19 protein-coding genes and 1 pseudogene are annotated in these 23,495 nt (G+C 50.0%); 8 read left to right on the top strand and 12 right to left on the bottom strand.

The annotated features are described in order from the left end of the window. Positions 1–18 precede the first annotated feature (18 nt). From V5G20_RS08435 to V5G20_RS08415, 5 genes are all read right to left on the bottom strand, one after another. The gene (locus V5G20_RS08435) at positions 19–933 is read right to left on the bottom strand and encodes an ABC transporter permease (RefSeq protein WP_171506725.1); all 915 of its coding nucleotides are present in this window, start codon (positions 931–933) and stop codon (positions 19–21) included. A 14-nt stretch (positions 934–947) separates the two neighbouring features. After that, the gene (locus V5G20_RS08430; RefSeq protein WP_338463340.1) at positions 948–1,862 is read right to left on the bottom strand and encodes an ABC transporter permease; all 915 of its coding nucleotides are present in this window, start codon (positions 1,860–1,862) and stop codon (positions 948–950) included. 48 nt (positions 1,863–1,910) lie between these two features. Next, positions 1,911–3,434, bottom strand: coding sequence for an ABC transporter substrate-binding protein (locus tag V5G20_RS08425; protein WP_338463339.1), 1,524 nt, complete (start codon positions 3,432–3,434; stop codon positions 1,911–1,913). A gap of 90 nt (positions 3,435–3,524) precedes the next feature. Further along, positions 3,525–4,364, bottom strand: a complete 840-nt coding sequence (locus V5G20_RS08420) for a MurR/RpiR family transcriptional regulator (protein WP_039071252.1) — start codon at positions 4,362–4,364, stop codon at positions 3,525–3,527. A gap of 256 nt (positions 4,365–4,620) precedes the next feature. Next, positions 4,621–5,121, bottom strand: a complete 501-nt coding sequence (locus tag V5G20_RS08415; protein ID WP_003389082.1) for a C40 family peptidase — start codon at positions 5,119–5,121, stop codon at positions 4,621–4,623. A 411-nt stretch (positions 5,122–5,532) separates the two neighbouring features. Here V5G20_RS08415 and trmB point away from each other — a divergent pair, with 411 nt between their 5' ends. The 3 genes from trmB (at position 5,533) to V5G20_RS08400 (ending at position 7,460) form a co-directional block, all read left to right on the top strand. Then, positions 5,533–6,174: a tRNA (guanosine(46)-N7)-methyltransferase TrmB gene (gene trmB, locus V5G20_RS08410; protein WP_003389081.1), complete on the top strand. Its 642-nt coding sequence runs from the start codon at positions 5,533–5,535 to the stop codon at positions 6,172–6,174. Positions 6,175–6,312: 138 nt separating this feature from the next. Next, complete coding sequence (locus V5G20_RS08405; protein ID WP_003389080.1) at positions 6,313–6,507, top strand: hypothetical protein; 195 nt, start codon at positions 6,313–6,315, stop codon at positions 6,505–6,507. 77 nt (positions 6,508–6,584) lie between these two features. After that, positions 6,585–7,460, top strand: a complete 876-nt coding sequence (locus V5G20_RS08400) for a YwqG family protein (protein ID WP_003389079.1) — start codon at positions 6,585–6,587, stop codon at positions 7,458–7,460. A gap of 20 nt (positions 7,461–7,480) precedes the next feature. Here V5G20_RS08400 and V5G20_RS08395 read toward each other — a convergent pair whose 3' ends face one another. After that, on the bottom strand, positions 7,481–8,209 hold the full coding sequence (locus V5G20_RS08395; protein ID WP_003389078.1) for an AAA family ATPase: 729 nt from the start codon (positions 8,207–8,209) through the stop codon (positions 7,481–7,483). Between the two features lie 63 nt (positions 8,210–8,272). Between V5G20_RS08395 and V5G20_RS08390 the strand changes: the two genes are divergently transcribed. Beyond that, the gene (locus V5G20_RS08390) at positions 8,273–9,685 is read left to right on the top strand and encodes a L,D-transpeptidase (RefSeq protein ID WP_338463338.1); all 1,413 of its coding nucleotides are present in this window, start codon (positions 8,273–8,275) and stop codon (positions 9,683–9,685) included. Between the two features lie 282 nt (positions 9,686–9,967). Beyond that, positions 9,968–11,305: pseudogene (locus V5G20_RS08385) on the top strand (IS1182 family transposase); the annotation flags it as partial. A 219-nt stretch (positions 11,306–11,524) separates the two neighbouring features. On the opposite strand, the gene ltrA (V5G20_RS08380) reads toward V5G20_RS08385, so the two are convergent. Next, positions 11,525–12,823 (bottom strand): group II intron reverse transcriptase/maturase, encoded by a 1,299-nt coding sequence (gene ltrA, locus V5G20_RS08380; RefSeq protein WP_338461780.1) that lies wholly within the window; start codon positions 12,821–12,823, stop codon positions 11,525–11,527. Positions 12,824–13,059: 236 nt separating this feature from the next. Between ltrA (V5G20_RS08380) and V5G20_RS08375 the strand changes: the two genes are divergently transcribed. Continuing rightward, positions 13,060–13,371 carry a helix-turn-helix domain-containing protein gene (locus V5G20_RS08375; protein WP_338463337.1) on the top strand — a complete coding sequence of 104 codons (312 nt, stop codon included), beginning with the start codon at positions 13,060–13,062 and terminating at the stop codon, positions 13,369–13,371. Here the strand turns inward: V5G20_RS08375 and istB (V5G20_RS08370) are convergent. Together istB (V5G20_RS08370) and istA (V5G20_RS08365) are read right to left on the bottom strand one after the other, a co-directional pair. Then, on the bottom strand, positions 13,329–14,057 hold the full coding sequence (gene istB, locus V5G20_RS08370; protein WP_122906949.1) for an IS21-like element helper ATPase IstB: 729 nt from the start codon (positions 14,055–14,057) through the stop codon (positions 13,329–13,331). The two genes, V5G20_RS08375 and istB (V5G20_RS08370), sit on opposite strands and share 43 nt — an antisense overlap. After that, on the bottom strand, positions 14,054–15,556 hold the full coding sequence (gene istA, locus V5G20_RS08365) for an IS21 family transposase (RefSeq protein WP_122906950.1): 1,503 nt from the start codon (positions 15,554–15,556) through the stop codon (positions 14,054–14,056). Before istA (V5G20_RS08365) ends, istB (V5G20_RS08370) begins: the two co-directional genes overlap by 4 nt. A gap of 57 nt (positions 15,557–15,613) precedes the next feature. On the opposite strand from istA (V5G20_RS08365), the gene istA (V5G20_RS08360) reads away from it, so the two are divergent. Both istA (V5G20_RS08360) and istB (V5G20_RS08355) read left to right on the top strand, forming a co-directional pair. Beyond that, on the top strand, positions 15,614–16,759 hold the full coding sequence (gene istA / locus V5G20_RS08360; protein ID WP_338463459.1) for an IS21 family transposase: 1,146 nt from the start codon (positions 15,614–15,616) through the stop codon (positions 16,757–16,759). After that, a complete protein-coding gene (istB, locus tag V5G20_RS08355; protein WP_338462886.1) occupies positions 16,756–17,535 on the top strand; it encodes an IS21-like element helper ATPase IstB in 780 nt (259 codons plus the stop codon). The genes istA (V5G20_RS08360) and istB (V5G20_RS08355) overlap by 4 nt, the downstream gene beginning before the upstream one ends. A 558-nt stretch (positions 17,536–18,093) precedes the next feature. Here the strand turns inward: istB (V5G20_RS08355) and ltrA (V5G20_RS08350) are convergent. The 3 genes from ltrA (V5G20_RS08350) to V5G20_RS08340 form a co-directional block, all read right to left on the bottom strand. Continuing rightward, a complete protein-coding gene (ltrA, locus tag V5G20_RS08350) occupies positions 18,094–19,359 on the bottom strand; it encodes a group II intron reverse transcriptase/maturase (RefSeq protein WP_024985202.1) in 1,266 nt (421 codons plus the stop codon). A 639-nt stretch (positions 19,360–19,998) separates the two neighbouring features. Beyond that, positions 19,999–20,343, bottom strand: a complete 345-nt coding sequence (locus V5G20_RS08345; RefSeq protein WP_003389074.1) for a hypothetical protein — start codon at positions 20,341–20,343, stop codon at positions 19,999–20,001. A gap of 100 nt (positions 20,344–20,443) precedes the next feature. Continuing rightward, positions 20,444–22,969, bottom strand: a complete 2,526-nt coding sequence (locus V5G20_RS08340; RefSeq protein WP_003389073.1) for a transglycosylase domain-containing protein — start codon at positions 22,967–22,969, stop codon at positions 20,444–20,446. Positions 22,970–23,495 lie beyond the last annotated feature (526 nt).

Here is a 23,495-nt window from a genome sequence, read left to right as displayed (position 1 = left end):
TTTTTATGCTGCTGGTGTTTAATCGACCTTCGGATCCAGCATATCGCGAATGCGGTCACCTGCCAAATTGATGCCGAGGACTGTGATCAGGATTGCGATGCCCGGCAGCGTCGCCAGCCACCATGCCGTCGCGATATAAGGCCTGCCTGTACTCATCATAAACCCCCAGCTAGGTGTAGGGGAGCTGACACCGAGTCCGAGAAAGCTGAGCGACGATTCCATCAGGATCGCCCGAGCCATGGCCAATGTGGCCAGCACGATGACAGACGGCAGACAGTTGGGCAAAAGATGCCGCCAAATAATCCGCCAGTGCCGGCTTCCCAGCGCGTACCCCGCCTGAATGAACTCCTGCTCCCGCAGACTGATCACATCACCTCTGACCAGACGCGCGTACTGCGTCCAGTCTGTCAGGCCGAGGACGAGAATCATGTTCAAAAGACTCGGACCCATAACGGCTATCGTCGCCAGCGCCAGGAGAATAAAGGGAAACGCCATCATGATGTCGATTACGGTGGAAATGGCAAAATCCGTTTTGCCGCGAAAATACCCGGCCAGAATCCCCAGCGCCGTTCCCAGTGCCAAGGAAATCACGACGGCAAAAAATCCGACCGACAACGATACGCGCGAACCGTACACGAGGCGAGCCCATACATCGCGCCCGACCTCATCCGTTCCCAGCCAGTGCTCCCACGTGCCGCCCTCCTGCCAGACCGGCGGCTGCAATTTTTCCTCCAGATTGACTTCGATCGGATCGTGGCTGGTCAACAGCGGTGCCGCGATCGAAATGAAGGTGATCAGCAAAACCATGACCAGCCCTATGATGCCGATGGGATTTTTCACAAACTTCCGGTACTTCCGCTTCCATTCGGGCACGGCCGGTTTTGGGGATTCCAATACCGGCTCAGCAGCAGTTTGCAACCCTGCGCTGCTCATCGCAATCACCTCGCTTAGCCAGATTTGATTTTCGGATTCAGATAGCGGTACATCGAGTCGACGCTGAAATTCATCGTAGCCACGATCAGCGCCAGGATAACGACACATGCCTGCACCAGCGGATAGTCAGCCGTGTAGATCGCCTTGACGACCAGTTGTCCGACTCCCGGCCAGGCAAAGACGGTCTCCGTCACGACGGCTCCGCCCAGCAGCTTCCCGATCTGAAACCCGATGACCGTAATGATCGGGATCGCCGCATTTTTCAAGGCATGCTTGTAAATGACCACCTTCTCTGCAAGCCCCTTGGAACGGGCGGTCCGGATGTAATCCTGCTGCAGCACCTCAAGCATGCTGGAGCGGACGATCCGGAGCGTTGTCGGAGCGACCCACACCGCGAGCGTAAAGGCCGGCATGATCAAATGGGCAAACGTCCCTCTCCCTGAAACGGGCAGCCAGTGGAGCTTCACCCCAAACAGGAGCATCAGCATGATCCCGGTCCAGAAGATCGGCATCGACTGTCCGAGAAAAACGGCGACGGTCACGAGGTTTTCCGACAGAGAGTTGCGGTTGACCGCCGAGTAGATGCCCAGTGGAATGGCGATGACAATGCTGAGCAGAGTCGCAAACAGCGTCAGCTCCAGCGTGGCCGGAATTCTCTCCAAAACGACATCGAGCGAGGGCTGGTGGAATTTGAGCGACTCGCCGAAATCCCCCTGGACAGCTTGCACCAGGAAGTTGACGTATTGCTCGGAAAGCGGTCTGTCAAAGCCCATCTGATGGCGAAATGCATCGATCTCCTCCTGGGTTGCCTCCGGCGGCAGCATCAGGAGCACAGGGTCCCCCGATAAATGGATGAGAAAAAATGCGATTGTCGAGATGCCAAACAAGACGAGGACAATCCGCAAGCATTGCTTCCATAATCCTCCCATTGCACTTCCCTCCTTTCCGGTAGATGAAGGGGGAGAATCTCCCCCCGGCTATTCCTTGAAGTCAATTTCATAGGCGTAAATGCGTTCATCCGCCCTCGCCTGGAACTGCAGCTTCGCATTGTACGCCTGGTTGTCCATCGGCGAGAACAGGAAAATCCACGGCGCTTCCTTGTAAATCAATTGCTGTGCCTGACTGTAAAGCGCTTTGCGCTTGTCCTGGTCGACAGACGAGCGCGCTTCGTTTATCAATGCATCCAGTTGTGGCGTGTTGAAGTACTTGCCGTATACTCCCTTGCTGTCAAACATCGGCTGAAGAATCGCATCCGCATCGTAAACGGAGTAGCTGCCCCAATGGCCCAGGCGGAACGGCAGATCGCCCGCCCGCTGTTTTTCCACAAACGAGCTGGATTCAGGGTAAAATTTTGCTTTCGCCTTGATGCCGACCTTGCTTAGATCAGAAATGACGGCATCTGTGATCTGCTGGCCGATCCCCGGCGTAAAGTAATGGATTTCCGTCTCAAAACCGTTTTCGTACCCCGCCTCCTTCAGCAAGCTCTTTGCCTTTTCCGGATCGTACGGGTACGGCTTGATGCTCTCGTCAAATCCAAAGTGATTGGGGTTCACTCCCGCTGGTGTACGCACAGCCTTGTCGGCCAGCACTTTTTTCACAATCGTGTCAATGTCCACTGCGTAGTTCATCGCTTGTCTTACGCGGGCGTCGTCAAACGGCTTTTTCTTCGTGTCAAAGGCCATATAGTAGACCCGCAAGAGAGGGGTCGAAGTGACAGCGAGCTGCGGGTTGCCCTCGAGCTGGGCGAGCATGTCCGGCGGCACCATGCGAATGATGTCCACGCCTCCGCTCTGCAGCTCCGCGATCTGCGTCGCTACCTCGGGAATGACGCGGAAGCTGACCTTCTTGATCTTCGGTGCGCCTTTGAAGTAATTTTCGTTCGCTTCCAGAACGATCTTGTCTCCCTTGACCCACTCTGCAAATTTGTACGGTCCCGTCCCCACCGGCTTTTGCGCGAATTCCTGGTCCCCCACCTCCTGTACGTATTTCGGCGGGACGATGCTGAGGTAGAACAAGCGATGCGGCAGCAAGTTGTACGGCTCCTTTGTCTTGATTTCCACCGTGTACGGATCGAGTACTTTCACGGCAGAAATGGCGCTGATGTTGCCGCGCTGCGGGCTTTTTTGCTTTTCATTCAGCACCCGCTCCAGAGAAAACTTGACCGCGTCTGCATTGAATTCCTCTCCATTGTGAAAGGTAACGCCTTGACGCAGCTTGAAAATCCACGTCGTGTCATCCTTTTGTTCATAGCTCTCCGCAAGCCCCGGCTCGATTTTCAAATCGCGGGACAGAAAGAGCAGCGAGTCGAAAATATGCCAGTTGGTCGTGATCGCATTCGGCTCATTGTGCATGTGCGGGTCCATCGTCGGAACGTCGGAGTCAAACGCTACAACCAATTCTTTTTGTCCCCCTGTACCGGATGAGGACTGGGAACAGCCGGTCAGTCCAAGCGCAAGAACCAACAAGACCGCCCACAAACCAGACAACCATTTCTTCTTCATGCAAACCCCTCTCCCTTTTTAATATTTTGAATTGGCAGTCTATTTATCACAAAAAAGAAGAAGCGCTCTCCTCCTTTTTGAGATCGGAAACTATTCCTCGAAAGTGCCCCAGTTGGAATAAAGCTGCTCCAACTGTTTCATTCTCGCCTGGTTGTTCGCGCCGCATTTCTCTTCAATTCCGGCGAGCAGCAGATTTAACAGATTGATGACGGATGCATTGGAGTAATGGCCGGATTCGATATTGATGTCAGTCGTGAACGCGATGTCGGAGATGCGGCTGACCGGAGACAAGAGCCGATCCGTAGCGGCGATAATCTTCGCTCCCATCCGCTTGCTTGCTTCCGCCACCCGGATGCTGTCCTTCGTGTAGCGCGGAAAGGAGATGACCATGACGACTGATTTTTCCGTGAGACTGACGATTCTCTCCTCCGTCTCGCCGCTGAAGGGAATAAGGAGCACATTCTTGCGGATCATCCCGAGCATGAAAGTAAACCAGTGGGCCGCCGCATAGGACGCACGATACCCGACGACCAGCACCTGATCCGCCTCCAGCAGCCAGTCCACTGCTCTCCAGACGTCTTGCTGGTTAAGCTGGTGCAGCGTTTGCCTCAGGATGACAATGTCCCGTTCGATAACCCGTGTAAAAATGTTCGGTTCCTCTCCCGCTTGCGGCGCGGGCTCTGCATACCGGGAAGAGCTGCTTTCCAGAACGTACTGCTGGATCGCCGCCTGCATGTCGGAAAAACCTCTGAATCCGAGCGCATAAGCAAAACGGATCACGGTCGTTTCGCTGACATCTGCTTCCCTGCCGATCTGTACAGCTGTATAGAAGGCTACCTTCTCGATGTTCTCCAGCAGGTACTCGGCTACTTTTTTCTGTCCGGAAGACAACTGGGTAAACGATTCCTTGACGAGCTGTTCAAAAGACATGGATCCACTCCCATCCCAGGATTTGCAGAATGAATTCCTTCATAAAACTATTCTTGGTGCAGAAATTCCTTCAAAAGAGATTATCCTATTTATACCACGAACTAGTTATGCGTCAAAGAGCTAAAGATAAAATTTTCAGAAAAATATTTTTGCATGAAAAAAAGAAAGCCCCGGCAAGAGCTTTCTTTTTACAAATTTTGTGTAATTGGACTTAGCGCAACCTTTTGACAAATGACACGTATTGATATAGTAGAGATTACAAGACGCGTTTAGCAGTAACGAATCTTCTTTCCCACGAAGTCCCCTTGAACGTAGAGAACGTTACCCCGGGTTTTCCGTAGGTATGTAACAGCTTGTTATTGCCGGCGTAGATGGCTACATGTGTGATGCGCGTGGATTTTGTATACTGGCTCGCTTTGAAGAAGATCAGGTCTCCCTTTTTCAGGTTGCTTTTCGCAATCTTCTTTCCTACCTTCGCTTGGGCACGAGAAGTACGCGGAAGAGATTTCCCTACGGCTTTCTTGTAAACTCGCTGCACAAATGACGAGCAGTCAAACGTGCGAGTCGTGCTGCTTTTGGAGCCGAATTTATACGGGGTACCAAGGTATTGCTTCCCTGTATTGATAACTTTGTCGGCACGGGACTGACTCCATGCTGCTTCCGCTACTTCGTGGTTTCCTGGCATTGGTGCTACGATTCCGGTAAAGCCCAGAGCGGACCCTAGTAGAATTCCTACGAGTAATTTGCGAAGTTTCATGCTGTTCATCCTCCCTATTTGTCAACAAATTGGCTGACTATTCGCTTGCCATTTACTCTATCATCGCCCCACAGCTTGTTAAATTCCCAAAATCTTTCCACCTCAGCCAAACGCAAATGGCCCGTATTTCCAGTTGACACATTCGTTCCCATAGCGGCGGGAATCTCGTCAAATTTTCAGTCAATTATCTCCCCATCATCTACCAATATTCCGGTCCAATTTTTGCCTGCGGAAAATCGGGATTTTATATGTATTTTGCGACTTATGGCCTATTTCACCTCATAGATTTTCCCATTTGATACGCAGGCTCGCAGGTCAAAAATGGAACTGGTCTATTTGGATGATTTGCATGCTTGCAACCTGTCCCGACACGGCGTAAAGTAATAGGAGCTATGTTTGAAGGAGGTTCCTATGCGACTGCGTAACATTCCAGGTGCTGAAGAAGCCCTGCGCGAATATCCCACCTTTGTGGACAACCCTGCCGGCATGAAAGGACGCTGGAAGGAACGGTTCGGAAACGATCATCCGATCCATATCGAGATTGGCTGCGGCAAAGGCCGTTTTATCAACACCTTGGCCGAGAGGCACCCTGACATCAACTTCATTGCAATTGAATTGAAGGCGGAGGTTGTTCTCCGTGCCGCACAGCGTACCGAGAAGCGCGAGATTCCCAATCTGGCTTTCGTCCAGTACAACGCTGCGCTGCTTCCCGACCTGTTCGGTGCTGAAGAAGTCTCCCGCATCTATCTGAACTTCAGCGATCCCTGGCCGAAAACCCGTCATGCGAAACGCCGCCTGACCTATGCCAGCTTCCTGAATACGTACAAGCAGGTATTGAAGAAAAACGGGGAGATTCACCTGAAAACGGACAACGAGAAGCTGTTTGAATTCTCGCTGAATCAGTTTTCAAACGAACGTTTTCAATTGCGCAACATCACTTTTGATCTGCACCAATCGGCGCTGGCCGAGGAAAACGTGATGACGGAATACGAAGAGCGATTCTCTTCCCGCGGTCAACGAATCTATCGGACCGAAGCGATTTTTCGCAGCTAATAGTGAAAAGGGGCAGTCTGGATGATAACCAGGCTGCCCCTCTTTATATGGCAGAGCGATATGGCGTTTGGAGCATAACTCTTAAAATGCTATAATGGAAGCAATTTTCCATTTTATGCAGAGAAAAGGAGAGAAGACATGCATACTATTGGAGTCCCTACGCTTGTTACGTTCATTCCCGTGCTGATCACGCTGGCATCGTTCGGATTTATTCTATACTTTCTTATTTGTATCATCCGGTTTATGAAGGACAAGACGAAAAACGATCAGGCGCGAAACGAGAAACTGGACATGCTCATCCACTTGCTCAAGGAACGGTCCAGCAAAGAGTAGCCGTTAGTGCCGCTTCCCCATAGGCGAGGATCTGCTCATAAGGGAGCATCTACCTATCCCCGAAAGGATGTATGAAGATGAAACACGAGATTCTCACGCTCTTTCGTGAATCCGGACTTGACGCTTACGCCGACAAATTCGAGCCGTTGATCCGCCCATCTTACCGAATATTCACACAGAAAGTCCCGGACGAGCATGCACTCCCCTCTGGCGCTTCCAAAATCGGTGGCATGCCGGATCTACCGGCCGGGGAGAGTTGGCCGTACTGGAGGTCCTATCCGCTCTCCTTTATCGCCCAAATCAATCTCGCCGAGCTGCCGCCGCTGGCTGACCCGATCTTGCCCAAGCAGGGCCTGCTGCTGTTTTTCTACGCCGCATCCGCCATGTATGGAGTCAAAGGTTTTTACGATACCCATCAAACGGCAAAGGTTCTTTACGTACCTGATACTGCCGGTATCGAATTGATTCGTACAGCGCCGCCCGAAGAGCTGGAGGATTGCGATCCCGAAGCCGTCTTCTCCCCCGCCTCCGTATCGTTTTTAACAGAATGGACGATTCCTCCCGGAGAGTCGGCAGACATCGCCGGGCTTGGCATGAGCTGGAGCACTAACCGGGAGGATTATGATCTGTATTGGGATGTTTTTGGCAGACGCTTCGACGAGAAATTTCAGCATCCCGATGATATGAAAAACCGTCTGCTGGGCTGCCCCGACCCGATGCAGGGAGACATGCAGGTCCACTGCGTTCGCCTGCTTGAGGGTGCAGACCGGAAAAGCGAGGAGGATTTGCTGGCCCGCGCTTCGCAGTGGCGTCTTTTGTTCCAGGTGGATTCGGAAGACGACAAAACCGGCATGATGTGGGAAGACGTGGGCCGACTCTACTTCTGGATTGAGCAGGACGCACTGGAGCGGCTTGATTTTTCTCGCGTGGTTTGCGACGTGCAGGGCGGTTGAATTTGCAGCATGTTTATGTTTTAATCCGGTTTTGTTTCCTCCAAGAACGCTTTGCGATTCTCCAAAAACCTTCTCGTCAACTGGTAATGTTCCGTCTCTTCGTAGCGAACTTCCGCCAGCGGCGATTCGTCAAAGCTTAGAATCGTCGCTCCGGGAAAGCCCATCAGGATCGGCGAATGTGTCGCGATGAGAAATTGCGCCCCCTCTTTCACCAAATCCATCATGAGGTACAGAAAGGCTAGCTGCCGCATCGGGGACAATGCCGCCTCCGGCTCGTCCAAAAGGTAAATGCCCTTTCCGTTGAAACGGTTTGCAAACAGCGAAAGAAACGACTCCCCGTGCGACTGCTCGTGCAGGGAACGGCCGCCGTACGCACGGTAACCGTTTGGCTCGATGCGCTCTGCCTCGTCGATATGGCTGGCAAACTGATAAAAGCTCTCCGCCCTGAGGAAAAATCCGTCCGTCATTTTCGGCATCCAGGAAAGGCGGATATAATCACCCAATGCCGCTTCCGCCCGATCGACGTGGTAGGAGTTGGCCCGCGAGCCTCCGGCCGTATGAAACCCGCATTGATACGCAATCGCTTCCAGCAAAGTGGATTTTCCTGAGCCGTTCTCCCCTGCCAAAAACGTGACACTGCTTGTCAGATCGATGCGCTCCAGCTCCCGGTAGGCAGGCAGTGAAAACGGATAGCCTGTCTTTGTCAAAAAGCGTTCTCTCAGCAAGTAGATGGTTCGCAGATAGATCATTTTCTCGCCCCCTCTCACCATTTTCCCTGAACTGGCCGATATTTCCAATAGGGAGGGTTTTTCGTGAACAAGGTTCAATTTCTCCAGGAAAAAAGTTCATACCATATTACATATCCAGATCGGACCGACCTTTCCTTCTATCGCTGGTTCACTGAAAACCATCCAGACCTGGCTGTAGGGTGGTACCACCTGGGAATGGAACGGGAGCGCCTGGGAAACGAGGACCAGGCTCTGGAGGCGTATCGGCGCGGGCTGCACCTGCCTGCCGATGATTTCTCGGAGCAGCTCCGGGATGCGTATCATGATTTGCTGCGGAAACGTCGAAGGACCATGTGGAAGCGAACAACGCGCCTTTTGCTCGCCTCCCTGCTCTTTTTATTCGGACAGTTTGTCTATTCGCCAAGTCCGCTCACCGAGCCGAAGGAGAGCGCCTCCCCGGAGAGTGTTGTGCCTGCTCACCTGCAGCGGCCCCATGTCGAAGTGATTGCGGTCCCGGGAAATGTGAGCCGCTCGCAATTGCGGAGTCAAGTCGAAGCCTATGCGGCCGCAAGACGTCCCTCCTTGAAGCAGCCGTACATCGTGCTGGCTGTTCCTGAGGTGGCGGGAGCACCGCTGTTTACACCGCTTCTGTTTTATCGGCCTGCTGAGGTGCGCGGCCTGTTGCGTTACGACCCTGTCAGCCGGACGGTACTGCAGGACGTCTGGTTCGATCAGGCTTGCGATTGTCTGGACAAGCCTGCCGTGCAAAATGCCCGGTCGGCCTTGGCAGAGGAACAGCGGGCACTGGAGCAGGTGCTGATATTGCGGAATGCGCTGTACCGTACGTATCAGCAAAAAGGCTACCTGCCTGAATCACTGGACCGTCTCGCCGGTTCGTACCCGGCCAACTCGCTGCCGGAGGTGCCTGTCCCGACTCCCGAGAGCGGTCTGACGGCCTGGCCGTACTATCCTGCTCTTTTTCGCCCGGAATCGGCCTGGGAAAGCATGCAGAACGTCCTTCCCTTGCAGGGCTACCCCGAGCCTTTCATCCCGCTTCAGCCCTTGCAGATTCAGGTTCATCAGGCTGGGCACACGATGACGCTTGCCAGCGGCCCGCACGTCGTCAGACGATATCCGATCGGCATCGGAAAAAACGGCAGCACGCCGGAGGGGTATTTTACGATTCAAAAAAAGATAAACCGCCCCGAGGGTCATGACCATATATACGGTTCACGCGGCCTCGTATTTCAGTCGGACGGCTATGCGATTCACGGCACCAATCAGCCTGACAGCATCGGAAAATCTATGTCGCTGGGCTGTATCCGCCTGCACAATCCGGATGTCGAGGAGCTGTACACATTCGCCGCGACAGGAACTGAGGTCATCATCTCCGACCGAACACCGCCCGTATCGCAATGGGCTAATCCGGGCCCTTACGTCCTGGCGGCAGGGCCTGAGGAAGAGACACGCGGGGTCACCTATCATTGGCTTCATTGAGTAGGACGGGGCTTGCATGGGAATGTTACGCTGCAAATATTGGGAGGAAAAGCGAAAGCCGTTTCCCAAAGCAGCGATTTCAAGAAGTGTTTCAGAGGTTGGACGCTGAGAAAAGTATAAGAGCCAACCGATTCCTTGTAGAGTAGAGAACTGAAACTTTCGGGCGACCGTATGGTCGCCTCAGCCTGTAGACAAAGTTCCGTAAGGAACAGGGTCTGCAGGCTTTTTTGTTGAATATAGAACATGTTACGTTTTCAAAAGTTATTTTTTAGAGGTGGCATTATGCTTAATAAGCAAGAGGCCGAAGGGCGTTATCAGATATCTGCATTCTCGCTAGATGAGTTGGTGCCAGAAGATCATCTCGTAAGAAAAATTGAAAATGCAATCGACTTTTCGTTCATCTATGACTTGGTGGAAAGCCTTTACTGTCATGACAATGGCAGACCCAGTGTTGACCCTGTAGTCTTAGTTAAAATTGCTTTCATCCAATATATTTTTGGAATTCGTTCCATGCGACAAACGATTAAAGAGATCGAAACCAATGTTGCCTATCGGTGGTTTATTGGCTATGATTTCAGTCAGCCCATTCCCCATTTCACGACCCTAGGCAAGAACTATGTTCGCCGTTTTCGGGATACTCAACTCTTCGAGTCGATCTTCCTTCGAATATTGGAGGAGGCGGTTCATCATGGATTCGTGAAGCCTGATGTGCTTTTCATTGATGCTACGCATGTAAAAGCCAGTGCGAATAAGCATAAATACGTGAAAGAAATCGTTGAAGAACAAGCGAAGAAATATCAAGAGCTGCTGGACGAAGAAATCAATCAGGATCGTATTGCACATGGAAAGAAGCCCCTTGAAAAAAAGACAGAAACTTCGAAGAAGGAGGTGAAAGTCAGCACAACTGACCCGGATTGCGGATTGTTTGTAAAAGGGGAAAAGGAACGTGTATTTGCTTATAGTTTTCATACAGCATGTGATCGAAATGGATTTGTGCTTGGTGCCAAGGTAACGCCAGGCAATGTGCATGACAGTCAGGTTTTTGAGGATGTTTTGAATCAAGTGCGAAAGACGTTTGCACAGCCTCAAGCTGTGGCAGTGGACTCGGGATACAAGACGCCTTACATCAGTAAAACACTCCTTGATGACCAGATTCGCCCCGTTATGCCCTACACAAGACCACGCACCAAAGAAGGTTTTTTTAAAAAGCACGAATATGTGTATGATGAATATTTCGACTGCTACATCTGCCCGAACGAGCAAATCTTAACATATGAGACAACAAACAAGGATGGGTACCGTATCTATCGATCAAATTCTCAAGTTTGCCGAAGTTGTCCGTTCTTGAAACAATGCACGGAAAGTAAAGACTACACAAAGAGAGTGAGTCGCCACATCTGGGCTGATTACCTCGAAGAGGTAGACCACCTCCGGCATACCGAGGAAAACAAACAAATCTATAGCAAACGGAAAGAAACGATTGAACGTGTATTCGCTGATATGAAGGAAAAGCATGGCATGCGTTGGACGACCTTACGAGGACTGGAGAAGGTCACGATGCAGGCGATGCTTGTTTTCGCTGCCATGAACTTGAAAAAAATGGCGACCTGGCTATGGAAATCAGGTCGCCAAAAGGTGAACGATCAAAACACCTTCGGTATTTTCATCAAATTATTAAACAAACTCCCTCTGCTGTTCGTTCAGCGAGGGAGTTTGTCTGCAACCTGGGGCGACCGTATGGTCGCCTTGCTCATTTCAGCTCCCCCTCATCAAACCGTACGTGAGGTTTTCCCTCATACGGCTTTCCGATGTTCTTCTTTCTTTGGCATTCGGCTTACTTTATCCGGCTAATTTCAATAAACTACCCTGCGTGTTTTGTATGACCTTCAGCTTTCCGGCATGTTTATTCCGCTTGCTTCTTTTCTTGTTGCAGAAGATTGTAAGGCGTTCAATCACATACCAGTCTATCCGTCTTGCCCATCGTTTGGCGATGGGCGAGATGAAGTAGTAGTTCTTGAACCCCCTTAGCTTGCGATTTAGCCCTTTCACTAGCTCTTCTAGAGACAGAAACAGTTTGTTCCTTGGTGCAGTGTATTCCTTAATTTTACGTCTCATATCCTTCATTGCTTTCTTAGCTGGTACATGAGACATAGCAAATACCTTGCTCCCCCCTTTGTTGAACACGGGGAATTTGCGATGGTGCAGCCCAAGAAAGTCAAACCCAGTGGAATTGTCCCAAATATTAACGAGTCTAGATTTCTCTTTACTGAGACTAAGCTCCAGCTTGTTTAGAATAGCCATCAGCACTTGAATGCTTTCCAATGCTTCTTGTTTGGTTCTGCACATGATAACGAAGTCATCCGCATAGCGGATAAGTGTGCCAAGATGGGAGAATTGATTTTCCCAAATGGTGTCCATGTAGTTTAGATAGATGTTTGAAAGAAGAGGCGAGATTACCCCTCCTTGCGGAGTTCCCAGTTCTGTTTCATGGAATTGATCATTTTCCATGACCCCAGCCTGCAGCCATTGTCGGATAAGTTTCAGAACACGTCTGTCGCTGATTCTCATTTCGACCAGTTTCATCAACTTCTCATGGTTGATGTTGTCGAAATACCCTTTAATGTCAACATCTACGACCCAATAACACCTCTTGCTTGCTTTGCGTATCTGTGCAATTGCCTGGTGAGCATTTCTTCCTGGCCGAAAGCCATAAGAACAGTCCCGAAAATCAGCTTCAAAGATCGGTTCAATGACTAGCTTAGTAGCCATTTGGACCACCCGATCCTTGATCGTCGGGATGCCGAGTGGACGTTTCTTGCCATCCGGTTTAGGGATGTAAGTTCGACGAACCGGATGTGGACGATACCGCTTTTCTTTTAAATCTAGATAGATCTCGTTAAGAAAACGGCTCTCCCCATACTCCTCCACAATCTGTGCGATGGATTGTCCGTCGATTCCTCCGCTCCCTTTATTTGCTTTTACTCTCCTCCAAGCTGTCGCTAGAATATCCGGGCGGTAGATTTTGTCATACAAGGCATGAAATCGCCGTTTTGAGTTTGCCTTGGCACAAAGATATAGGGTTGTCCAAAGTTGTCGAGCTTTTACATCGGTGTAGTTAGCAAGTTTACTTGCATTCACTCACTCTTACCTCCTTCGACCCGTGAACAAAGCAGGGCTCCTTCCCTCCATAAGGTTGTGTTGTCCTTATGTTCATCGGTACTATGAACCCCTCCGACTCCCTCTCTGCCATCCACCACTTCCCTTACGGTTATAGGTTTCCGTTTTACGTGTGAACGGCACTGTTAAAATCCTCAATAACGGCACTTGAAAATTCCCCACTTTCGGCAGAAAATCTCTCCCTGGAGGAGAGAAATATGCTAAAGAATGGGGAGTTTTACTTGATTAAAGACATGAAACAAAGAGGAATGAGTACCACGCAAATTGCGAACGAATTAGGGAGGGATCGAAAAACAATCCGTAAGTGGTTGAAGAGGGATGAACCTTCGAAATACCAGCGAACCGTCAAAAAAGCAAGCATCCTCGATCCATTTAAACCCTATATCAAAGCGAGAATTGTTTTTCGCAAGTCAAAAATACAGAGAATCGCTGCGGATTTGTGCATAGGCACGGCCAACGCTGAAGATTATGACGATCTCACTCCGGATAGCGCATTTCGTAGCCGGTAGCTCTCGCCGGTGAAAGCCAGGACGTGTGCGTGGTGAACGAGTCGGTCCACGAGCGCTGCTGTCAGTCTGGCATCTCCAAACACCGTGTTCCACTGGCCAAACTCAAGGTTAGAGGTGACAATCACACTCCTTTGCTCATAGCATTCGGAGATGACGTTAAACAGTAGTTCAGCTCCGTCTTTGTGAAAGGGCACAAACCCCATTTCGTCGAGGATGAGTAACTCAGCCTTCTGCAACTCCCGCTGAAAACGGCTAAGCGTCCCGGATTGGTACTTGTCCTGTAACGCGGCCACAAGGTCATGCACCCGAAAGAATCGTACCTCGTACCCTCGTCGGCAAGCCTCCACGCCTAGTGCCGTTGCCAGGTGGGTCTTGCCTGTTCCCACTTTGCCCAGCATCATCACGTTCTCTTTCCGCTCGAGAAATGCCAGATCCGTTAGGAGCTCACGACTGCAATGCGCTGGGAAGGTGACTGCTCCGAAATCATAATCCTCTAGTGTCTTCATCTGTGGAAACCGGGCTTTCTTCATGAGTCTGCGAATCCTGGATATCTCTCGGCCCCGCAGTTCCACTTGGAGGACTTCAAGCAGGTATTGCGAGCGGTCATTGAACGCAATCGCCTCGTACGCTTCCATCACATACCCCAAGTGGAGGTTCTTGCATGCAGTAACCAATTCGTGTTTCATGCTCTGCTCACCCCCAGAATGGCGTCATATTGCCTGAGGTCCGGTGTGTGCCCGTGAATCTCCATCGGTGTATGAGCCTCCGCAAACGGCTTAGGGTGAAACTCAGGATGTTTCATCGCATATAGCGCATGCTCAAGGACTGTGTCAGGATCGAAATGCCCAGCCAGTGTATCGAGTGCAGCACCCATGTCGGACATCTGGTGTGTATCTAACAATCGACGAATCAGAGCCACACGAGATTTCCTCAGATCGATATCCTCCACTTGCACGAATCTGCGGACGGAAGCAGGCATGAACCTCGCCAGATCGGAGTACATCACCATCCTTGGCTTTCTCAGGTAACCCTCAAACACATCTGTCCACTCAATCGGGATTGCCTTTTCCGTGTACGGGCGAGGCAACGTCCCCAGGTGTCGGTACTCTCCGTCGCCCGACAAAACCTCGATCTCGTCCCATTTCACCTTGAGCAATACGGGATCTAGCGCACGGCACTGCGGTAGTGGATATGTGGTTGTTTCAAACCGGAGTTCCCTATATTTGTTCAAGCGGGCCGGTTCAAGCCTGAAAACCTCAAACGCAACGGTTGGCATAGCCAAAAGCTTCTTCCGTTCTTGCTCCCACAAGTCGACGATACGCTCTTTCTTGGCATAGTGTGGACGATCCATGTCTGCCTCTGCTGCCTGGGCCAAGTATGTCTCAAGGTCAGCATCCGTTTCGCAAATCGGTGGTGGTACGAGCCAATTACGCCGACTGTACCCCACCTTGTTCTCCACATGCCCCTTTTCGTGACCACGATAGGGATTACAGAATTCTGGGTCGAACCGGTAGTGGGTAGCAAACCGCAGGAACTGATCGGTGCATGACCGCTTTCCATCACGGCCAATCGAGACCACCGCCGCCGACAAGTTGTCGAACCAGATTTTCCTCGGAACGCCTCCCATCCGTTCAAAGATGCGCTTCATTGCCTCCAGAAAACACTCTGTGTTCTCCTTTCGAACCGGAAAGGCGAAGGCCGCATTGCTAAACGGGAAGGACATAATCAGCACTTTGCGCTCCACGAGTTGACCTGGTTGCCCAACATAGGCTGTACCAAAATCAACCTGTGCCTCGCCGCCGGGGTGTTCGAGTCGTTCATAGCTTTCGGCACGTTCCAGCTTGAGTTCTTTTCGGCGTTTGGCTACATATTCTTCAACAGTGCGTCGTCCGCCCTCAAACCTGTATTCATCACGCAGACGATCAAAGATTCGCTTCGCGGTATAACGCTGTTTGCGGGGCAACGCCTGCTCCTCCGTTAACCAAGTATCAATGATGTCAAGATACGGACCGAGAACGGGATATCGTCTCTTGCGCCGACAAACGGGTTCATTCCAATCGTCCTTTGTGGCGTATTTCTTGGCTGTCCTCCAATTGACTCCCATGGCTCTCGCAATCTCCGAGATTGAATAATCCTCATTCTCGTACAAAAATTTGATATACTGTTGCTGTGGCACTTTCAACATTCCTCTCACATCTCCCTGGTTCTTCTGGACAAAGACCAAGGTAGACTTAATAGAGTGATGTTGGCAAGTGCCTATTTATTTTTCCGCCTTGTAAAACGCAGGCTAGCTCTGCATTTTTACGCTGCGATTTTCTGTACTTTTATTATGCGATATACAAGAATGGAAGAAGGCTGCTTAAATGCTGTTGTCTTGTTTGATGAAATTAGAGCCCAGGGATACTCAGGACAAATTAGACTCCTTCGTTCCTTCATGGAACCATTGCGCCCCGTCGTTACCTCCAAGGCAACGATCCGTTATGAAACCACACCTGGTAAGCAAGCGCAAGTAGACTGGGGACATTTCAAAGTTGAATGGAATGGTGGATATAAACGACTATACGCCTTTGTCATGGTTTTGGGATACTCGAGAATGTTGTATGTGGAATTTACGGAGAACGAACGGCTGGATACCCTCATCGGCTGTCACTTACGTGCCATGCAATACTTTGGCGGCAGACCGGATACATGCTTGTACGACAATATGAAAACCGTCATTGCAGGTTACGACGACCAAGGCCATGTATTGTGGAATGAACGTTTTTCTCAGTTTGCAAGTCATCACGGCTTTACCCTCCGGCGTTGTGCCCCCTACCGTGCACGAACAAAAGGGAAAGTAGAAAATGGTGTTGGCTATGTGCGAAAGAATTTTTGGCCTCGCGTACAGTCGTTTACCAGCCTGAGTGACTTGAATCAACAAGTACGCCATTGGTTGGATACGGTAGCCAATGTACGGATTCACGGCACCACACATGAAAAGCCGGTAGATCGATGGAAACATGAACAGTTGAAGCCGCTTAACCCGGTTCCGTTCGAAGAAGTAGAACGGCATACTCGAAGAGTATCCAACGATTTGCTCGTTTCTTACGGAGGAAGCAGGTATTCTGTACCCTATACCTATATTGGTCATACGGTACAGGTACAAGATCTCCAGAATGGTCTTATCCGGATCTATCAGGGCAACACGATTATCGCTGAACATCAAAAAGCAGTTCGTTCCAAACAAGTCGTAACCAATAAAAAACACTTCGAGGGGATTCAAACCCAAAGTCGCGTGAAGGCTCCCCAACCTATGCCGCGTCTGGTTTCAAATCCAAGCCCCGAAGTGGTGGAACGTGATTTATCAGTCTACGAGCAGTTTGCTGACGAGGAGGTGATCGTACAATGATGCTCCAGTCCCGTTTAGAAGAAGCCTTTTCGCAAATGGGATGGGTACGAATCCCGGAAATTATTCACCACCACGCAGAAGAAGCTGCTGCTCAGAATATATCGTATTTGGAGTTCTTGGACAAGCTTTTGCAAGAGGAAATCAAGGCCAAGAGGGAGCGATTTATTCGAATGAAGACACGATTGGCTCATTTACCCTACCATAAAACATTAGAGCAATTCGATTTCAGTTTCCAGCCTTCCGTAGATGAAAGACGGATTCGTGATTTGGCAACCCTCCGGTTTGTGCACCAACAGGAGAATCTCATTTTGCTGGGTCCGCCAGGAGTCGGAAAGACCCACTTGTCTGTTGCATTGGCTTTGGAAGCCATTAAGCAAGGTTTGACAGTTTACTTTACAACTGCTCACGATTTGGTACAGACCCTTCAGATTGCCCATCAAAACAATAGTATCAAACAAAAAATGCGGGCTTTTATTAAGCCAAATGTACTGATCATTGATGAAATCGGCTATCGCAAGATGGATGAAACGGCAGCTCATTTTTTCTTTCAAATAGTTTCGGAGCGTTATGAATCTGGTTCGATTATTCTTACCTCGAACAAGTCTTATGGTTCGTGGGGAGAGATATTTGGAGATACGGTACTTGCCACCGCCATCCTTGATCGATTATTGCATCACTCCCACACCATCAACATTAAAGGAGAAAGTTATCGCATAAAGGAGAAGAAAAAAGCTGGTTTCTTTCGACCAGAGACAATTGTAGATAAAACCGAATGAACGGAATTTTCCCGCCGCCAGCCCCCTCGGGGGCATTATTCAAACAAACCTATTGCCTAATATGGGGAAAATTCAAGTGCAGATAATGGGGAATTTTCATTTGCAGTTGACATACGCTCCTGACGGGGCGTGCAGAGTAGGGTCTCCCCAGTTCCGTTAACTACTTTCTCAACATACCGCTCCCCATACCCCGAGGGATTCATAGGTGCTGTATTCCAAGTTCTCCACACCGTCCTTGGCCTTCGCCCATATGAAACAAGCTCGGCTTCCCTTTGTCCACCTCTCGGTGGTCTTTCTTAACGAGGCTGCAGGATTCACTTTATGTTACGGCCTGCTGATTTGCTCGCACTCTTTCGAGTTACTTTGTCACAGGGCTTCAACCTTAGGATTTCTCCACCAGTTGCCTGTCAGCTACGAGGTGACTTGGCTCCTGCCTCGGTTGGACTTTCACCAACTAGCAATTAACGGCTTGCTGGGCACGCTCCACAATCGAGTAGGAGGGGGCGACTAACCCCCGTCCTCTCACACCACCGTACGTACCGTTCGGTATACGGCGGTTCACCAAGCTTGACGAATTTGAGAATATCGTTGCACTAAGCTTTTCAGCCCTTGTTGTTGCCAGTAGGCAATGCCGAGGGCTTTGTGTATATGCGGAGATTTTGTGGTACGCCATGCACCCTTGCGGGTATTTGCAATTTCAATGGCTTTTACGTGAGATATGCCAAGAGAACGAAGTTCTCGATATCTGGTTCTCACGCGTTTCCACTGCATCCACAAACAAAGACGGAGCCTGCGCCTTGTCCATTCCTCAATGGATTGTAGAATGCCCTTCGCGTCTGCAAGGGCGAAATATCCAATCCAGCCCATGAGGTACTGATTTATTCTTTCAATCCGCTTCTCCATCGAGATGCTCCACACCGGATTCGTGATCGTGCGGATTTTCTCTTTTAGCTTGAGGAGGGATTTGGGGTGGATGCGAATCCTTGTCTGTTTTGCAAAGGTAAAACTAAAGCCCAAGAATTTTCGTTTCCATGGTCGGTCTATCGCGCTTTTCTCCTCATTTACTTTTAGCCTTAGTACCTTCTCCAAGTGGTTTTGAATACTCTTCTTTACTCGTTCCCCTGCCCGTTTTGTTTTCACGTAGATATTACAATCGTCTGCGTAGCGGCAGAAACGGTGGCCTCTCTTTTCGAGTTCCTTGTCCAAATCATCAAGTAGGATATTTGCCAAAAGTGGGCTTAACGGCCCACCTTGCGGTGTTCCTTCACTTGATGTTGTACAGACGCCATTTATCATGATCCCCGCATTCAAGTAGGAACGAATCAGTCTTAAAATTCTCTTGTCCTGAACTTTTCGAGCCACACGGCTCATTAGAATATCATGATTTACGCGATCAAAGAATTTCTCTAGATCGATGTCCACCACGAAACGATATCCTTCGGAGATATACGCTTGCGCTTTCCTTACTGCCATGTGAGCGCTACGTTTTGGACGGAACCCATAGCTAGATTCCGAGAAGGTGGGGTCGAAGATCGGCGTTAACACTTGGAGGATGGCCTGCTGAATAAAGCGGTCTACCACGGTGGGAATGCCTAATAACCTTACACCACCGTCAGGTTTCGGGATTTCGACTCTGCGAACAGGTGAAGGTCTATAGGTTCCCCTTTCCATCTTCTCGCGGATGGCTTGCCAGTGTTCACGTAGATAATCGCGTAGTTGTTCGGTTGAAACACCATCGACTCCACCGACACCTTTGTTTTCCTCCACTCGTTGGAGTGCCATCCGTAAGTTTTCCCGTGATAAGACTTTTTCCAGCAAATCCATAATGATGTTCCTTCCTTCGCACATGCGGACTCCGTGCTTGCTGTACGATACTCAGCCCTCTTTTGTACCCTCGGGGCTTCACCCCTGCTCTTCAAAAGTAGTTCCTTGACAGAATTCTGCTTCGACGTACCGTATCAAAAGACATGGATCGCATGCTGGCTTGATGTTCGGCCCTTCCCCATTCAAGCGTCCTCTACTCGGGTACTATGGCCTCTGCTGACTTCTGCATGTTCAGCGTCTCCTTACGGAGACGGTTACCAACAGTTGAAGGCGTTTCATGCAGACCTCCCCAGGTAAGAACGATAACTTTCATCCCATGTACCTGCCCAAGTTTACTACTGTATCCCTTGGCTGTATGGGGCTTTGTCTTGTTTGGCAGACTCGCCCGGATACAACAGCCTCAAATTGGGTTCGTGTACCTCAGGTCGGGATTTTGCCGCCGGCTTCCTTCAGATTCGACCTCGCGGTCGACACCCTTGCCTTGAGCTAACGGTTGGTACAGCCAACCCCCGTTCGGGACTTTCACCCTATAGCTATCGCCCATGCTGGGCGCACCAAAAAGACGCGCTCCCGTTGTGAGAGCGCGTACTTCATTTATAAGGATATTGCTTTTGTTGTTTATAAAGCTGCAACCAGTACTTATTCTTCCACGTTGCTAAGGGTTTCCTCCGGCTCGGTCTCTGGATGCCATTGATCCAGCACTTTGCCCTGCAGAACCTTGCCGGTGATGAATTCTACCTGCTGCTCGTTGAATTCATCCTTCCACTCGATCCCCAGCTCTTCCGCCAACCGAACGACTGTCAATAGCTCCGACCAAGCGACATAGCGTTTGTACCAGAAGAACTGCGGTTGCTCATTCATATATGGGTACAGGTCGTCAAAATCGGTGTGTTTACAGTCGAGAGCACGTTCAAAGTTCACTTTGGCACCACGTAGCTTTTCCCGGAAAAATACTTGTAAATTCTCCTGTGTGAAGTCTTTCATGGACAGTCCCTCCTGTCTCCCGATTTACATGTATTGTACCACGTGTGCCATGACGTGAAAATAGTTGTACGAGCGTCAATTGTTTGGAAGTGTCTGCATTCTAGCCGTTGAAACCGTCAGAACCCGGCTGCTGGCCCTGGTCGGGAGGAGGCGGCAGCTCGATTCCCTGGGGCGGAGACTGCGAGTCCCCCTCCCCAGGCGGTACAATGTCTGGCGGCGCCACAGGCGGCTGGCCATCCGGCTGTCCGTTGTTTCCGTTGCCGTTGTTTCCGCCATTACCGTTGCCTTGGCCGTTACCTCCGTTGCCATTGCCCTGTCCAGGCCACTCGCCGTTATCCATGCCTCCGTCAATCGGAATGTCACCGTCCTGCATCTGGCCATCATCATGATGCTCGCCTTCCCGCAAAAGGTTTTCCAGTTGGCTCATGTTTATTTCGGCGACGTTGGACGGCGTTTTCTCTTCGCCGTCCGCATCGCGCGGAACTACGATATATTTGTACATCGTCGGACCGTTCAGCGTATCTACATAGGACATTTCACGCAATCCCGATGCGACCTTCTCCCGGTTTTCCGGGTTGTCTGTGAACCGGTAAACATCATACGTGTAATCCGGGCTTCCGCCGATCCAACTGAGCACGACCTTCAGCTTATCTTCATCCAGCGTCATGTCGGCAGCGAGCTGCACAGGCAGGACTTCTTCTTTTTCTTCCTCCTGCTGCCTCTGGATACCGGCCGGAGGCTCAAAGCCGCGGGACTTGACGCCTTTCAGGCCTTCTCCCAGCACCATGGAGAACATTTTCGCGGTCAGACTGCTTCCTTGCCGCATCAAGTGCTGTTTGTCTTCAGGATCGAAGCCCATCCAGACGGCCCCTACGTACTCTGGCGTATAGCCGACGAACCATGCATCTTTGTTTACGCCGCTGTCTCCAGCGATGGACTGCGTCGTACCTGTCTTCCCGGCTACAGGGCGACCGGAGATTTTTGCCGCGCGTCCTGTACCTTCCTGGACGGCACGCTCCAGCATCGTGTGAACCTCCCATGCCGCTTCCGGCTTCAGTACCCGGTTTTCTTTCGCTTCAAAGACGTGCTCCACACCTGACCGCTTGTTTTCCAGCTTCTCGATGATATGCGCTTCGGCCATCACCCCGCCGTTGGCGAAGGTGGTGTACGCCTGGGCCATTTTCAGCGGGGAGGTACCTTTGCTCAATCCTCCGAGGGCGATGGCCAGGTTGCGGTCATCCGGCGACAGCTCAATGCCAAACTTCTCGATGTAGTTCATCCCCGTCTTCACGCCGATCTCGTTGAGCAGCCAGACGGCCGGGACGTTGTCGGAATTGATCAGCGCCCTCATCATGCTGATGGATTCGCTGTACTTTCCGTTGTAGTTGCGCGGCTCATAGCCGTTGAAGCTCTGGCGCTTGTTGGACAGCATAGAGTGCGCGTTCCATTTGTGGATGTCCGTATCGATTGCAGGCGCATAGACGGCAAGCGGCTTGAACGACGAACCTGGCTGACGGGCCATGTCTGTCGCGTAGTTAAAGCCCTTGGCCGTGTAATTGCGGCCGCCCATCAATGCGGCGATGCCTCCGTTCTTGGCGTCGACGACGACCATTGCAGACTCCACAGCACGCTTCGGTCCCGGTTTGGGGAAGTTCTTCTCGTTTGCGTACGCCTTGACCATCGCGTCCTGTATATTGGGCTCCAATGTCGTATAGACGGACCAGCCGCCGCGGTAAAGCTCTTCTTCTGTGACATTATAGCGGGCTTCTGCTTCCCGGAAGACGTAGTCGATAAATGCCCGATTTACGTTTTTTGAGCTATTTTCCGTTGTATTTTTATGCTCTTTTGGGAGTGGTTCCGCTTGCGCTTTTTCTTTTTGCTCATTCGTGATGTGCCCATCTTCGTACATTAATCGCAGAATGGTATCCCGTCTTTCCTTTGCCTTTTCCGGATTGGCAAATGGAGAATACGTAGACGGAGCTTTCGGTATGGCTGCGAGCATTGCTGCTTCTGAAATTGTTAGATCAGAAGGCTTTTTATCAAAGTATAATTTAGCTGCATCTCCTACACCGTACACGCCCTCTCCAAAGTAAATCTGATTCAAATACATCTCCAGAATCTGGTCTTTGGAGTAGTTGCGTTCCAGTGCAATAGCTATGCTTACTTCTTTCGTTTTTCTCCAAAATGTTTTTTCAAGAGAAAGGAACACTCTTCGAGCCAATTGCTGAGTAATCGTACTTCCTCCCTCAGCCAATGATCCTTTTTGAATATCATTGATAATGGCCCCGCCAATCCTAATCATGTCGATCCCTTTGTGTTCATAGAACCGTTTGTCTTCCACGGATAACAAAGCATCTATCAGCATTGGTGAAATTTGGCTAAAAGGAACGTAGTCACTATTTTTTTGTCTTACCAGGCTCATCATTTCTTTACCGTTTTTGTCATAAATAATGGACGGTTCAGCTTTCAGATCTTCGAGTTTCGTTGTATCGATCATTTTTTCCCCTGCATACAGCAGGGAGAAGTAGCCTCCAATAACGCTCAGAAACAAAAAAATGACAAAGGAAACGGCAAACAATAGCATCTTATTTTTCTTTTTAACCCGTTGTCTAGCCTTTGCTGCCATAATTGACCTCCTAGTTCTTTCTCTCCCACCTTTTTAGACGGATAGGAACAAAAAAAGTTTCCTGTCTACATTAGTCAGTATTTTTTTACTTCATGACTATGCAACAAAAAAATTTTTTAGGTAATAAATTCCTTGTTTAGCCAAGGGGAAGAAAAGTTTTACCTTGCAACTTGATTTTCTCAAATCAGATAGCAAGACTCGAATAGTTTAATCATAGTTCAATCATATTAAAATAGCTTATTGTATAGTAATTCCGTTTTCAACATATAGAAATAAACTCTAATGACTAGATTTGGCTAAGAAGCATGAATGTGAATGGAAGGTTGGGCTTGTGATCACCCAGGAAGAAAAGGCGGGTCTGGCACATGCAAAATAAAGCTTCTTGAATGTTTCAGGTTCGGGAACGACTGTTAAATGAATTGGTGGAGAAGAAAACTATAGATCATGTACTACTTTATTGAATAGTTGAAAGTTGTACAAAAAGCACTGCAATCCTATATGATTCGGTTCGTTTCAATATCAAAGA

Origin of the sequence: Brevibacillus borstelensis (assembly GCF_036700025.1) — a bacterium.
Classification (GTDB): domain Bacteria; phylum Bacillota; class Bacilli; order Brevibacillales; family Brevibacillaceae; genus Brevibacillus; species Brevibacillus borstelensis.
The sequence above is the reverse complement of the archived record's forward strand: the minus strand, read 5'-3'. Positions and strand labels throughout refer to the sequence as shown.

What these genes read in the sequence shown, in the direction of transcription:
- V5G20_RS08435 (WP_171506725.1), bottom strand. Translation starts at nt 933, where the DNA reads ATGAGCAGCGCAGGGTTGCAAACTGCTGCTGAGCCGGTATTGGAATCC.
- V5G20_RS08430 (WP_338463340.1), bottom strand. Translation starts at nt 1,862, where the DNA reads ATGGGAGGATTATGGAAGCAATGCTTGCGGATTGTCCTCGTCTTGTTT.
- V5G20_RS08425 (WP_338463339.1), bottom strand. Translation starts at nt 3,434, where the DNA reads ATGAAGAAGAAATGGTTGTCTGGTTTGTGGGCGGTCTTGTTGGTTCTT.
- V5G20_RS08420 (WP_039071252.1), bottom strand. Translation starts at nt 4,364, where the DNA reads ATGTCTTTTGAACAGCTCGTCAAGGAATCGTTTACCCAGTTGTCTTCC.
- V5G20_RS08415 (WP_003389082.1), bottom strand. Translation starts at nt 5,121, where the DNA reads ATGAAACTTCGCAAATTACTCGTAGGAATTCTACTAGGGTCCGCTCTG.
- trmB (WP_003389081.1), top strand. Translation starts at nt 5,533, where the DNA reads ATGCGACTGCGTAACATTCCAGGTGCTGAAGAAGCCCTGCGCGAATAT.
- V5G20_RS08405 (WP_003389080.1), top strand. Translation starts at nt 6,313, where the DNA reads ATGCATACTATTGGAGTCCCTACGCTTGTTACGTTCATTCCCGTGCTG.
- V5G20_RS08400 (WP_003389079.1), top strand. Translation starts at nt 6,585, where the DNA reads ATGAAACACGAGATTCTCACGCTCTTTCGTGAATCCGGACTTGACGCT.
- V5G20_RS08395 (WP_003389078.1), bottom strand. Translation starts at nt 8,209, where the DNA reads ATGATCTATCTGCGAACCATCTACTTGCTGAGAGAACGCTTTTTGACA.
- V5G20_RS08375 (WP_338463337.1), top strand. Translation starts at nt 13,060, where the DNA reads ATGCTAAAGAATGGGGAGTTTTACTTGATTAAAGACATGAAACAAAGA.
- istB (WP_122906949.1), bottom strand. Translation starts at nt 14,057, where the DNA reads ATGAAACACGAATTGGTTACTGCATGCAAGAACCTCCACTTGGGGTAT.
- istA (WP_122906950.1), bottom strand. Translation starts at nt 15,556, where the DNA reads ATGTTGAAAGTGCCACAGCAACAGTATATCAAATTTTTGTACGAGAAT.
- istA (WP_338463459.1), top strand. Translation starts at nt 15,614, where the DNA reads ATGTTGGCAAGTGCCTATTTATTTTTCCGCCTTGTAAAACGCAGGCTA.
- istB (WP_338462886.1), top strand. Translation starts at nt 16,756, where the DNA reads ATGATGCTCCAGTCCCGTTTAGAAGAAGCCTTTTCGCAAATGGGATGG.
- ltrA (WP_024985202.1), bottom strand. Translation starts at nt 19,359, where the DNA reads ATGGATTTGCTGGAAAAAGTCTTATCACGGGAAAACTTACGGATGGCA.
- V5G20_RS08345 (WP_003389074.1), bottom strand. Translation starts at nt 20,343, where the DNA reads ATGAAAGACTTCACACAGGAGAATTTACAAGTATTTTTCCGGGAAAAG.
- V5G20_RS08340 (WP_003389073.1), bottom strand. Translation starts at nt 22,969, where the DNA reads ATGGCAGCAAAGGCTAGACAACGGGTTAAAAAGAAAAATAAGATGCTA.